The organism is Azospirillum sp. 11R-A (assembly GCF_049472615.1).
Taxonomy (GTDB): Bacteria; Pseudomonadota; Alphaproteobacteria; order Azospirillales; family Azospirillaceae; genus Azospirillum; species Azospirillum palustre.
Window position 1 is genome coordinate 1 of sequence record NZ_JBCEBL010000008.1, and the last position, 12,917, is coordinate 12,917.

Below are 12,917 nucleotides of genomic sequence, written 5' to 3' on the forward strand. Positions count from 1 at the left end.
GATCGGCTTGATCTCGACACCACTAACCGCGCCATGCGCAGCAGCAAGCCTGCTCAAAAGCAGTGCTTGACCAGCGCATCGCCGTTCGATACATCCTCAAATCACTTGCACGAACAAGCATACAGCGCTTTCGGTAACGATGCGTCGGTCTTGTGCCTCGGTGACCTGGTGGTCATGGCGAGGTGTCAAACACCCGATCCCATCCCGAACTCGGCCGTGAAAAGCCTCCGCGCCAATGGTACTGCGTCTTAAGACGTGGGAGAGTAGGTCGCCGCCAGGTCGCTCAGGCACAGGAGACGCTTCAATCCAAACCGCAAATGCTTGCATCTTCACACAGATCGGAAACGCCCCGCCTCGAATGAGACGGGGCGTTTCGATGTTCGGGCCGCGCTTACTCCGGTGTCGGGCCTTGCCTGGAGACAGGAGTCGTCGGCGCACGGCTGCCGCCAGAGGAATGCAGGGCTGATTGTCAGTCTTCCGAATTAGCATGCTCTGCAACCTAAAGAGAGCGGCCGGTCATGATGGACGAAACGGCGGGCGGCAGGCGAAACGGAACGGCCCGCCAGACGGCAGCCGGGACAGAACCCAGCCCGACAATCTACCTGCAGCTCGCCGGAGTCGTCCTGTTCTGGGGCGCCAACTGGCCGCTGATGAAGCTGGCGCTGCTCGACATCGGGCCACTCGCCTTCTGCGCCGTTCGGCTGGTCGGCACCATAGTAAGCTTGGCCTTGCTGGCGCCGCTGTTGCGATTTCCCTTGCTGCCCCACCGCGGTGAGCGGCTGATGATCGCGGTCGTCGGCCTGCTGCAGGTCGGCGGCATGATGGGGCTGAGCAACATTGGATTGCAGTTCGTCTCGCCGGGTCGGGCGTCTGTGCTTGCCTACACCATGCAGATGTGGACGCTGCCGCTCGGGTTGCTGCTGCTTGGCGAGCGCATCTCCAAGCGGCAAGCCGCGGCGGCGCTGCTGACCTTCGCCGGGGTGGTCGTCTTCTTCAACCCGGCGCTGGTGAACTGGAACGATATCAACGCGCTGATCGGCAACGGCTTCCTGATCGGTTGCGCGATCAGCTGGGCATTGGGGGCGACGCTCTATCGCCGACGGCTGTGGCGCACGCCGTTCTGGACCCAGATCTTCTGGCAGGTCGCCGCCAGCGCGGCGGTGATGGCACCGCTGGCGCTGTTCGCCGAAACGGCGCACCCGATCAACTGGTCGGGTTCGCTGTTGGCGGTCATCGCCTACAACTGCCTGATCGCCACCGGGCTTTGCTATTGGTGGTGGAGCAAGGCGCTGTCGGTGATGCCGGCCAGCCAAGCCGGGCAGATCGTCTGTCTGGTGCCGGTCACGGCGCTGCTGTTGAGCGCGGTCTTCGACAGCGAACCTTTGAGCTTGGGCGTGCTGCTGAGCGTGGCGCTGATCGGTGGCGGCATCGCTCTTTCCGCACGGGCGCGCTGATCGGCGGCCCCAAGCGAACCCATGCAGGAAATCCTGATTGGGCGGGAGACTTTCGGCCGAAGACGGGCTTTGGTAACGGAGGCGGCCGGTCGCAATCCGTGCGGAGAACCGTCCTTCATTTTCGAAGTAGCCGGAGGCGCAATCATCAATTGCGCTCAAATTTTCTTTGAACCGTTACCTTGCGGCGGTCGATTGTTCCGAAAATGGATTATCCAACAGTCCAGTTCGGAGCAAGTCCCGGTCGAAGTGGCGCTGCCAGTGTGGATACTGAGGCGGGAGAAATGGACCAACACTGGAGAGCACCCGATGGCCGGCATTCAGATCGCCGAGATGGATTTTTCCGCAGGGCTCAAGACCAAGCACATGAAGGTGCCTGCCATGGTCGCGAAGGTGGATCTGAAGGAGGTTCCGAAGGATCTCCAGAAGGCCATCGACAAGGACAAGATCATTGTCCAGAAGCTGATCGAAGCGGCCTATGAGCAGCTCAACAAGTCCAAAAAGGACATCCAGGGGGCTCTCCAGGATTTCGACGCCAACCTTGGCAAGAAGCCGCCGGCCAGCGAGAAAGAACTGGCCGAGCGCGAGAAGACGATCAACGTCATGTGCAAGCAGTTCACCGAGGCACAGTCGGGGCTGGCGCTGAAGGCGGTGGAAAAGGCGTGGGACGCCTATGCCAGCAAGAAGTCCGATTTGAAGTCGTTCAAGCTGAAGTTCGCCAAGAGCATGGTGCTGGGGTCGATCAGCATTCTTGCCAGCACCGTGTCGGCCGGCGTCAGCGTCGGCGTTGCGGCGGTGACGGCGGGCGGCGCCACCCCGATGGCGATCATCGGCATCTGCACGACCGTCGCCAGCATCGGCAAGACCGCGGTCACCATGGCGCTCGCCATTCACAATTTCGCCCGCGACATCGAGAAGGCTGAGACCGATATCCGCAAGACCGACGACACGCTGGCGTCGGCCTACAGCAGCGGCGACCTGAATTTCAAGGCCGGCGCGCGCGAGGTGGCGGCGATCCTGGGCGTGCCGTTCGTGAAGTCGGTCGGCGGCATGGAAAAGCTGCTGCTCGAATACCACGCCAAGACCGGCAAGATGGAAGAGCAGTCTGACAAGCTCTACGATCAGGCCAAGAAGATGATGACCCAGATCGAGAAGCTGGAGAAGGAGAAGCTCTCCAAGCAGGCCGATGCGTTGGTCAAGATTCTCGGCGAGAAGGTCACCTTCACGCTCGACAAGATTCATGAGCTGCAGGCGCGTATCAAGACGAAGGACGTCTTCTACGATCAGATGACTGGCCACCTGGTCTGCTACAAGGATCTGCGCGGCAAGCCGCTCGAGAAGATCGGCGTGACGAAGGAGACGCTCGAGACCATCGTCACCATCGGCTCGACCCTGAAGACCATCGTCTCCACGACGCTTCAGATCGTCAAGCTGGCCGGCGGCTGACGCCTGTGCCTCATCGGAGTCTGTCCGGCGCCCGGAGAGGCACTGGACAGACTCCGGGCTTTATTCCGGGGATGGACCGCAGCGAACGGGAAAAGGAGACGCATCATGGCAATGCAGGCCGTCATGGGCGCGATGACGATGTGCAGCTTCGGCGCCGCACCGTCGAGCCTCATGGTTCTTCCCGCCAGCGCGGTGATGAGTTCGAAGGTGCCCGCCGCCAACATCATGGACAGCAAGCCGTTCGTCAATGTGTTGCCGTTCGGCATGTGCATGAGCATGGCCAACCCCATGGTGGCGGCGGCCACCGCGGCGGCTTTCGGTGTGCTGACGCCCATGCCCTGCACGCCGATGACCGCCGCCCCCTGGGTGCCCGGCAGCCCGACCGTGCTGGTCGGCAAGATGCCTGCGCTCAACAACAGTTCGAAATGCATGTGCAGTTTCGGGGGCGTCATCCAGATCACGCTGCCCGGTCAGTTCACCGAAATGGTCCCCTGAGCATCGGTTGCCGGACCGAGCCGCCAGACGCTATCGCCCCGGCGGCTTCGGCGCCGGGATCGCGCCGGTTTCCTTCCCGCCCTCGGAGAAGGTCCGCAGCGGCTCCACCAGGACGCCCTGGTGATAGAGGCCGCGCTGCATGACCTTGCCGGACGGAAAGAAACGCAGGAACTCTCCCTCCAGCAGCCCGTCCTTGAAGAACGCCTGCTCGCTGACCGCTCCGGTCTCGAAAAAGCCTGCCGTCGGGCCGTGCAGACGGTCCGCCGCATAGGTCTCCCGGCGCAGGACCGCACCATGCGGGCTGTAGAAGACCGACTCGCCCTCACGCTTGCCGGCACGGTACTGCACCACGGCCGCCACCGTACCGTTGGTGGCGAAATAGACGGACGGCCCTTCCAACTCGCCGCCGTGGTAGCTCATGCGGCAGACCAGCCGCGCCTGCATGTAGAAGGTCGATGTGCCGTGCAGCACGCCATTCACATAGTCGGCGACCTGCACGATGTTGCCGTCATCGTCATAGTGGCGTGTCTCGCCATGCATGGCGCCGCCGCGCATGCGGGCCCGCATCGCCGGCCGGCCGGTTTCCCCATAACGGATGAAATCGCCGTCGAACACCCCGTCCACCAGCCGTCCGGACTGGACGATGCGCCCGTGCGCGTCGCGCTCCTCGACCCTGATCTCGGTGGGCCCCGCGGCGTCGGGGGCGCCGGTTGGAGAGTCCATGTCCGTCATCTCAGTTCACCATCACCACGCCGCCCTTGAGCGTCAGCATGCCGCCGCCGCTCACCTCGGCCGTCGCCGACCCCTTCACCGTGCTGGTCAGGCCCTGGGCCGTCAGGGCCAACCCCGCCTTGAGGTCCAGCGTCGTCCCGCCCTTCAGCGTGGCGCCCATGCCGGCCTTCATGTCCAGGCCCATGCCGGCGTCGATCTCCATGCCGGTCCCGGCCTTCACGGTCATCGCGGTGCCGGATTTGACGTCGAGCGAGGTGCCCGCCTTGATCTCGATGCCGGTCGCCGCCTTGATGCCGATGTCGGCCGAGGTCGCCGTCAGCTTGATCGACTTGCCCTTGATCACGATGTCGCCGGTCACGTCGATGGTCAGGTTGCCCTTGACCGTCAGCGTGTAGTTGTTGTCGACGGTGTGCTCGAAGTCGTCGTTGTTGAGGTGCGTTTCCTTGCCCTTGACCGACAGGTCGCGGGTGCCCTTCGAAATCGCGTGCGTCTCGTTGCCTTCGGACACGGTGATCGTATGGTTGTTCTTGACCGTCAGCTTGCGGTCGTTCTTGACGTCGATGGTGCTATCGTTCTCGATCGTCTCGATCTCGTCGTGCTTGACCAGCCGTGTCAGGTCGTTGAGGACCTTGATGTTCATGTCCTTCTGGGCCTGGACGAAGATCTCCTCGTTGTCGGCCTTGTCCTCGAAGCGGATCTCGTTGAACTTGCCGGTGCCGTTCTTGGAGGTCTGCGTCTTGATGGTGCTCTTCGTGGAATCGTCGGGCAGCGTGTAGGGAACGGTCTGGTCGGCGTTGTAGACGGCGCCGGTGACCAGCGGCCGGTCGGGATCGCCGTCCAGGAAGGTGACCACCACCTCCTGCCCGACGCGCGGGAAGAACATGATGCCGTAATTCTTGCCGGCCCAACCCTGCGCCACCCGGACCCAGCAGGAGCTTTTCTCGTCGCTGGTGCCGAGCCGGTCCCAGTGGAACTGCACCTTGATCCGCCCATACTGGTCGAGCCAGATCTCCTCGCCCGATTTGCCGACCACCTTGGCGGTCTGGGTCGAATGGATCCGCGGCTTCTGGGCGGTGTTGAGCGGGCGGAAGGGGTGGGCTGACGGGAAGCCGGTGAAGGTCGCGACGAAGCGGTTGGTCGCCCCGTCGATGCGCACCGAGTTCAGCACCATCTCCGCGTTGAGCGAGTCCTTGCGGTGGCCGGAGATGGTGATCTTGGTCCCGGCCTCCATCCCGCGGCAGTGTCCGCCGCCGCGGATGCGCTGGCTGGCGAAGGCGAGTGCCTGCTGGCGCACCAGGGCGATCTGCTCGCCGTCGGCGGAGACCGTGTGGCGCACCGCATAGTCGTTCATCGTGCCGGTGCCGGCAGTCCCCTCCGCCGTGGCGTAGAGGTCGGTCGACGGCGTTTCGAAGTGATAGCTGTCCACACCGACGCTCTTGGTCGTCACCCGCCGCTCGACGCCGAGCTGGGTGATGACGTTGTCCTCGTTGTCGTAGGCCTTGTGCCCGCGATACTCGTAGGTGGAGACCAGCGCGCTGGTGGTGAAGGCGCTGTCGCCGTCGCCCAGAACCAGCTTGTGTTCGCCGTCGGCATGCTCGAAGAAATAGAAGATGCCTTCCTCTTCCAGCAGCCGGGCGATGAAGTTGTAGTCGGTCTCGCGGTACTGCACGCAATATTCGCGGGTCGAATAGGTGCCGTTCAGCACCGCCTTGATGGCGCCGGTGGAGCCGATCACCGCCTCGACGATTTCCGGCACCGTCTTTTCCTGGAAGATGCGGCAATCGCCGGAATGGGTCAGCATCCACAGCCAGGGATGCAGCTCCGCCTCGTAATGCGCGGAGGAATCGCGGTCGTCGATGTGCGTCAGCTCGATGCGGCCGACGATGGCGTTGATGTAGCGCTTGGACGTGCCGTCGCCCAGAGTCAGGGTCACCGTCACCGGCTTGCCGACGATCTGGTCGAAGTCGATGTCGTCGTCCGACGAGAGCATGGTCACCCGGTAGGAGAAGAGCGACGACAGCCGCTCCTCGCCCACGATGTTGCGCAGGATCAGCTTGTCGGGTCCGAGCGGAGTCGAGATCGACAGGTGCTGTTGGGCCTGTGAGAAACGCTCGCTCATTCTTCCCTCGTGCTGCCTTCCCTCGTGCGTCCTCGCCCCGTTCCGCCGCCGGTCAGGCCAGCGCCGGTTCCGCGGCTCCAACGGTCACGGTGAAACGCCCGTCGCTGTCGCAATCGACCCGGATCGCCCCCACCGGTTGTCCGGCAGCCACCTGATCGAGGATCCGCATGGCCACTTCGGGCACCACGAATTCCGACAGCAGGGTGTCGATCATACGGGCGCCCGCATCGGAATGCACGGCCCGCCGCACCAGCGCATCCAGTGCCGCCGGCGCCACGGTCAGTGCTGCCGCACGGTTGCCCTCGGTGCGCTTGCGCAACTTGTCCACCTTCATCATGGCGATGGCGCGGACCTGCCGCTCGCTGAGGGGATAGTAGGGCACCACCGTCAGCCGTCCCAGGAACGACGGCCGGAAGCGCCGCCGCAGCGGATCGGAGATGGCCTCGACACCTTCCTCCAGCGCCTCGCGGATCTCGCCGGCATCGAGCCGCGCCCGCCCGAGTTCCGTCAGCTCCACGTCGCCGAGGTTGCTGGTCAGCAGGATCAGCGTGTTGCGGAAGTCGACCTCCACCCCCTCGCCATCCTCCAGCACGCCCTTGTCGAAGACCTGATAGAACATGTCCAGCACGTCCGGGTGGGCCTTCTCCACCTCGTCCATCAGGATGACCGAATGCGGACGGCGCCGCACCGCCTCGGTCAGCACGCCGCCGCTGCCGTAGCCGACATAGCCCGGCGGGGCGCCGCGCAGGGTCGCCACCGCGTGCGACTCCTGGTACTCCGACATGTTGATGGTGATGAGGCTCTGTTCGCCGCCGTTCAGCAGCTCGGCCAGGGCCAGCGAGGTTTCCGTCTTGCCGACGCCGCTGGGACCGCTCAGCAGGAAGACGCCGATGGGGCGGTTGGGCTCGTTCAGGCCGGCGCGGTAGCCGCGCACCGCCCGCGCGATGGCGCGCAGGGCTTGCGGCTGACCGACGACGCGCGCTTCCATGCGCTCCTCCAGCCCGACGACGACATCGACATCGTCCTTGGACATCGAGCCGACCGGAATGCCGGTCCAGTTCGACACCACCGCGGCGACCACGCCGCCGTCGACCCGGTGCGGTACCAGCGCGTCGTCGCCGCGCAGCGCGGCCAGCCGCTCCTCCGCAGCTACCGCGTCGGCCTGCCGCCCTGCGGTCAGCGCCTCGTCGATGGCCTTCACCAGTTCGGCCTCGCGGTTCCAGCGCCCGGTCAGCGCCGCAAGCTCCTCGGCGACGGCACGGCGGCGGGCGGCGATGCCGGCCAGCCGGGCCTCATGCGTTGCGCCGGCCTCGCGCTCCAGCCGCTCGGCCTCACGGGCCAGCATCTGGTCCTCGCGCTCCAACGTCTCGACGGCTTCGGGTTTGGAGGTGCGGGCGACGGCCACCCGGGCGCAGGCGGTGTCCAGCACGCTGATCGCCTTGTCGGGAAGCTGGCGCGCCGGGATGTAGCGCGCCGACAGCTTCACCGCCGCGGCGATGCCGTCATCCAGCACGCGCACGCCGTGGTGCTCCTCGAAACGGCGCACCAGCCCGCGCAGCATGGCGGCGGCGGCGGCCTCGTCCGGCTCGGGAACGGAGACCGGCTGGAAACGGCGGGCAAGCGCCGGGTCCTTCTCGAAGTATTTCTTGTACTCGGCCCAGGTGGTGGCGGCGATGGTGCGGAACTCGCCGCGGGCGAGCGCCGGCTTCAGCAGGTTGGCGGCGTCGCCCTGTCCGGCCGCCCCGCCGGCCCCGATCAGCGCGTGGGCCTCGTCGATGAAGACCACCGTCGGCACGGCGGAGGCCGCGACCTCCTTGATGATCGACTTCAGCCGGTTCTCGAACTCGCCCTTGACGCCGGCGCCCGCCTGGAGAAGGCCGAGATCCAGCGTGCGGATCGCCGTGCCGCGCAGCGGGGTGGGCACGTCGCCCTCGGCGATGCGCAGCGCCAGCCCTTCGACGATGGCGGTCTTGCCGACGCCGGGGTCGCCGACCAGGATCGGGTTGTTCTGCCGCCGCCGCATCATCACGTCGACGACTTGGCGTATTTCCCGGTCGCGGCCGATCACCGGATCGATCTTGCCGGCACGCGCCTGCGCCGTCAGGTCGACGGTGTACTGGTCGAGCATGGACTGGCCGGAGGCCAGCGGCGAGGGTGTCGAGGATGCCTCGCCGAGCGGTGCGCCAATCTGCCCCGCCGCCGCCGGAGACGCCTCGCCGAGCTTGGTGTCGCTGCGCAGCATGCGCACGAGTTCCGGCAGGTCGGTGGCGGTGCGGTCGCGCGGGATGGCAAGCAGCGACGGTGCGGACTCGCCGACCACCGCGCGCACCGAATCGCAGGCGACCGCCGCCCACAGCAGGGCCGGCACCAGGATCTGCGGGCTGTCCAGATGCGTCACCGAGGTGAGCAGCGCGTTCTCCAGCAGCTCCGGCACCCGCGGCGAGAAGGCGGGGGTGCGGGTGTTGCCGCGGCGGATCTTCTCCAGCGCCGCGTTCAGCTCGGCCTCGACCCGCGCCGCATCGACGTTGTAATGGCGCAGGATGCCGGCCACGACGCCGCTGTTCGCGCGCAGGACACTGAGCAGCAGATGTTCGACCTCGACGTCGTAATGGGTGTTCGACACGCAGAGCGCGGCGGCGCGTTCCAGCACCTTGCGGCCGTCGCGGTCGAGCTTTCCGATCAGGGTCTTGATGTCGGCGGTCACGGGCTGCCTCCGGTCGCGGGCTGAAGAGTGAGCTGGCCGGGTATCCGGCTCGGCGAGTTGGGGAAGCGCAGCCAGGACGTCCAGCCGAGCAGGCTGCCATCGCGGGCGGAAAGGCGGGTGTGCGGCACCATCGGCGGGCTCAGCACCAGGGAGATCTGGAAATCCATGCCGTCGCCGCTGTGGAAGCGGGCGATGGCGCACAGCGTGGCGTGGTGGCGGCCGCTGGGCAGGAAGTCGCGGTAGCGCTCCAGCGAGTCCATTTTCAGTTCGATGGCGTAGCAGGTCTGCTGGTCCCAGACGCGCCGTCCGACCACCATGTCCTGGCCCAGCCGGTTGTTGCGTCCCCGCCGCCCGGAGCTGACGACGGTCGTCGCCTCTTCGCCCAGGGGAAGCCAGCGGCCGACGAAGCCCTTGACCCGTGCCTCGACCTGGAAGATGGCGCCGATCATCGTCTCCAGACCGGCGGCGGAACGCACGCGGCAGGACAGGATGCCGGAAAAGGCCAGCAGCATGCGGTCGGGCGCACCTGGCAGCCGCTCCTCCAGATGACCGGTGCCGATGCCCACCAGGGAACGCAGCGCCCGAGCCAGCAGCGACCGCTCCGGATCGCGCTCCAGCAGCGGCAGGCTGCCCTGCCGCGTCCGGTAGAGGATCGACATCAGGCGGTGGTTGAAGATGTCGTAGAAGGCGGCGCCCGCCGTGTCGTGGCGGGCCGCGCGCTCCAGCATCATCTCGGTGGCGACATAGGGCAGGGGACCGCCGGTGCCGCCGAGCCCCAGCACCGGCGAGCGCACGACGCCGCGCCCGTCCTCGTCCTGCCGCGCCGACACCACGTCGCTGGCCGGAAAGGCGAGGGTGGCGTCATGTTCGATGCGCACGGCCTCGCGGTCGGGATCGATGCCCGACCCCAGCGGCTCGCGGTCCGGTGCGGCGCGTTCCAGCAAGGCGATGGCCTGGAACAGGTCGAACCCCCAGGGCTCGGCCTCCAGCGCCTCGATCAGAGGACGGGCTGATTGCCTGCCAGGCGTGGCCATGTCTTCCAGATCCCCCCTCGTTGCACCGAGCGCAGCCGAAGCTGGGCGAAAGCGTTGACGTTGACGTAGAGGCCGAGGAAGCGGCTCAGCACCCCGCCGAACACCAGCGGGCTGGTGCCCACGAAGTTGCGTTCGTCGATGTCGAGCGTCAGTTCCAGCCCGCGGACGAAGCCGCGCCAGGCGTCCTGGCCGATGCGGTGCAGGACCGGTCGCGAGGACAGGGCGTTCAGGCCGCGCAGCTGGTTCTGCGCCATCACGTCGTCCGGCGCATAGAGCCCGAGAATGGCCTGGAGCGCCCGCAGCCCCTCCGGATCGCCCGTCAGGCTGAGGTGGTTGACCGACAGGTGCGAGACCAGCTTCCACGCCGACGTGCCGCCGATCGGGGCGGGACGCCCGGCGGTCGGCTTGTTCAGGCAGCGGATGGATGCGATGGGGGCCGCCTCCTCGATCATCAGCACCGCCCCGGCCGGCACCTGCTCCGCCAGTCCCCGGTTGGTGCAGGCGACCCGCACCAGCAGCGTCTCGTCCGCCGGCTCCGCCGGATCGAGGTCGAGATGGTGCAGGCTGAGATAGACGTCGGTGCCCGGCATGTCCTCGCGCTGGGTCGGTTCGCGCGCGGCGAGCCAGAAGCCGCGCGGATCGGCATCGGCGCTGGCATGCTGGAAGGAGAACAGCGGCACATAGGTGCGGCGCGCGCCGTCGGCGTCGCGCATGCCCGTGACCTCCAGCACCGAATGGATCTCGGTGGTCCGCTCGCGCATGGCGTCGGCGACGACGCGGTAGGAGGTGCGCTTGTGGTTGAGCCGCACCGGCTCGGCCGAGCGGGTGAACAGGTTGACGATCGGCGTGCAGCCCAGCCGGAAACAGTCGCGGCGCACCGTCAGCCGGTTGGGCAGCGGGCGCGACACCAGGATCAGCACGTCCACCACGGTTCCCGACAGCCGGCCCTGCGGCAGTGCCAGATCGTAGAAGTCGAACTTCTGCGGGAACTCGAAATACTCCTGCAGCAGGCCGTAGGCCGGCTGGGCGTGCCGCGGGTGGGGCAGCACGGTCTGGTCGGGCTCGAAGCCGACGGGGCGCAGCAGGTCGTCGCCGCGCAACCGCACCGGCGGCTTGCCGGGCATCAGGTAGACGACCTCCACCATGCCGCACAGCAGCAGCTCGTGCAGCGCCGCGTTCAGCACCGGCTCGCCGTTGAGGAACAGCCTCAGGCTCTCGACCGGCAGGTTCTCGAAGACCTGGTTGCAGGTTTCCAGCCGCAGGCGCAGGACCGAGGCGGCTTCGCCGCCGTCGATGAAGTCGTAGCGCTCGGTCGGCTCCACCGCGGCCTCGGTCAGCGCCAGCGGCCACAGGATCACGTCGTAGGCCGTGCGGAAGCGGCAGCGCGCCGATCCTTCGGCGAGCGCGTGCAGCGCCGTGCCCCGCGGCACGGTGAAGCCGCCGGTGAGCTGGCCGTTGCCGGCCGCCGGCTCCATCTGGGCGATGCCCATCGGCGGCACCGGCGCCACCAGCTGCGGGTGGAGGATGCCCAGCAGCGCTTCGGTGAAGCGCGGAAATTCGCGGTCGAGGTTGAGTTGCAGGCGTCCGGTCAGGAATGCGAAGGACTCGATCAGCCGCTCGACGTTGGGATCGGCCGCCTGGTCGGGCCCGAGCGCCAGGCGCCGGGCGATCTTCGGGTAACTGCGTGCGAACGCCTCGCCCGCCCGGCGGACGTACAGCAGTTCGCGCTCGTAATGTTCGAGGAGATCCTCGCGCCGCATGTCAATCCGTCCCGGCGGCGAGGCCGGCGGCCGGCGCCTGGGATGCAGCGCCGAGATTGACGGAGAAGAACAGCGGCTCGACGACGGTCCCGGCGGCCACCTCGCCGGAGATTTCCACCGTCAGCGTCCCGTTGCCCTTGCCCGGCGTCACGACGACGCGCGGCCGCAGCAGGCGCGGCTCGAAATCGAGGATGGCATGGCGGACCACGGTCTCCACCCGGCGGCGGTCGGTGAAGGAGCGCGGGTGGATCTCGCCGAAGTCCGGCAATCCGTATTCCATCACGGTGCCGCCGGTGTCGGTCCGGCGTTCGCCCGCGGTGCGGCTGTCCAGCAGACGCTGGATCTCCCGCTGGATGGACGCGGTCAGGTCGGGCATGGACATGACGATCATGGACGGATCGTCGGTCGACGGGTCGTCCGGCTCGAAATCGATCAGGCGCTCGAAGAGCAGCGTGCGCCCGCCGTTCATCGCCTTGGACTGTGTCATTACCGGCCTTTCGATCCCTTGTCGTCGTCCGCTTGCCCGCGGCGTTGCCACGCTTGCCCCTCCCTTGCGGAGCGAGAGAGGGGGCAACCGTTTCCGCCACGGCATGGCCCCGGCAGTTGCCGGGGGCTCATGCCGCAGAGTCTCAGCTCGCGCCGCCGACCGCACCGGTGAGCAGGTCGAACGAGACGCCGCCGCCGCCCTGGCTGGTCTGCTTCTCGTCGTACTGCTTGTAGACCCAGGTGATCTTCGTGGCGTTGATCTCCAGGCTCTCCGTGGTGTCGCCCTCGCTGACGCTCAGCGAGTGCTTCGACAGAAGCGGGTTGGTCAGCTCCAGGGTGAGGAACTCGACCCACTGGAACTCGTCGTCGCCCAGCGGCTTGACGCAGTGGATCTTCCAGGTCTCGCCCTTCACGCCGGCCCGCAGCAGCAGGCTGATGAGCTTGGGGGACGCGATGTCCCACTTGCGCTCCAGCGTGATGTTGTTGACCTTCGGCGTGTGGACGGTGCGCCGCGCGTTGGTCGTGACTTCCATCTCGACTTCCATGTCCTGCGCGAGCGATTCGCACAGGATCATGTCGGTGAAGTCGACCTGCTTCGTCTTGACCCGGCACTCGCCCTTGACCTCGGGGATCTCCAGGATGACCATTGACATGGTGATGAACTCCTAAACAGATGGGCGTTGGACGGTC

General features: G+C 66.8%; 10 protein-coding genes and 1 rRNA gene. 4 read left to right on the top strand and 7 right to left on the bottom strand.

All coding sequences use genetic code 11. From position 1 onward, the window contains the following. The first annotated feature begins 164 nt into the window (after positions 1-164). The 4 genes from rrf to VH569_RS13470 all read left to right on the top strand — a co-directional run bounded on the left by rrf (position 165) and on the right by VH569_RS13470 (position 3,392). Positions 165-280: ribosomal RNA gene (gene rrf, locus VH569_RS13455) — 5S ribosomal RNA — on the top strand. Positions 281-518: 238 nt separating this feature from the next. Next, positions 519-1,454 carry a DMT family transporter gene (locus tag VH569_RS13460; protein ID WP_423315793.1) on the top strand — a complete coding sequence of 312 codons (936 nt, stop codon included), beginning with the start codon at positions 519-521 and terminating at the stop codon, positions 1,452-1,454. Between the two features lie 306 nt (positions 1,455-1,760). Continuing rightward, a complete protein-coding gene (locus VH569_RS13465; RefSeq protein ID WP_098735776.1) occupies positions 1,761-2,897 on the top strand; it encodes a hypothetical protein in 1,137 nt (378 codons plus the stop codon). Between the two features lie 105 nt (positions 2,898-3,002). Then, entirely contained in the window at positions 3,003-3,392 is a 390-nt protein-coding gene (locus VH569_RS13470; protein ID WP_423315794.1) for a DUF4280 domain-containing protein, read from the top strand. Positions 3,393-3,422: 30 nt separating this feature from the next. Here the strand turns inward: VH569_RS13470 and VH569_RS13475 are convergent, their stop codons facing one another. From VH569_RS13475 to VH569_RS13505, 7 genes are all read right to left on the bottom strand, one after another. Further along, complete coding sequence (locus tag VH569_RS13475) at positions 3,423-4,115, bottom strand: toxin-antitoxin system YwqK family antitoxin (protein WP_423315795.1); 693 nt, start codon at positions 4,113-4,115, stop codon at positions 3,423-3,425. 10 nt (positions 4,116-4,125) lie between these two features. Then, entirely contained in the window at positions 4,126-6,243 is a 2,118-nt protein-coding gene (locus tag VH569_RS13480) for a type VI secretion system Vgr family protein (RefSeq protein ID WP_423315796.1), read from the bottom strand. A gap of 52 nt (positions 6,244-6,295) precedes the next feature. Beyond that, positions 6,296-8,947 carry a type VI secretion system ATPase TssH gene (gene tssH / locus VH569_RS13485; protein WP_423315797.1) on the bottom strand — a complete coding sequence of 884 codons (2,652 nt, stop codon included), beginning with the start codon at positions 8,945-8,947 and terminating at the stop codon, positions 6,296-6,298. After that, positions 8,944-9,981 carry a type VI secretion system baseplate subunit TssG gene (tssG, locus tag VH569_RS13490; protein ID WP_423315798.1) on the bottom strand — a complete coding sequence of 346 codons (1,038 nt, stop codon included), beginning with the start codon at positions 9,979-9,981 and terminating at the stop codon, positions 8,944-8,946. The genes tssH and tssG overlap by 4 nt, the downstream gene beginning before the upstream one ends. After that, positions 9,945-11,741, bottom strand: a complete 1,797-nt coding sequence (tssF, locus tag VH569_RS13495; protein WP_423315799.1) for a type VI secretion system baseplate subunit TssF — start codon at positions 11,739-11,741, stop codon at positions 9,945-9,947. Before tssF ends, tssG begins: the two co-directional genes overlap by 37 nt. A 1-nt stretch (position 11,742) precedes the next feature. Beyond that, positions 11,743-12,228, bottom strand: coding sequence for a type VI secretion system baseplate subunit TssE (gene tssE, locus VH569_RS13500; protein WP_423315800.1), 486 nt, complete (start codon positions 12,226-12,228; stop codon positions 11,743-11,745). A 142-nt stretch (positions 12,229-12,370) separates the two neighbouring features. Next, positions 12,371-12,880, bottom strand: a complete 510-nt coding sequence (locus VH569_RS13505) for a type VI secretion system tube protein Hcp (protein WP_098735784.1) — start codon at positions 12,878-12,880, stop codon at positions 12,371-12,373. Between the last annotated feature and the right edge of the window lie 37 nt (positions 12,881-12,917).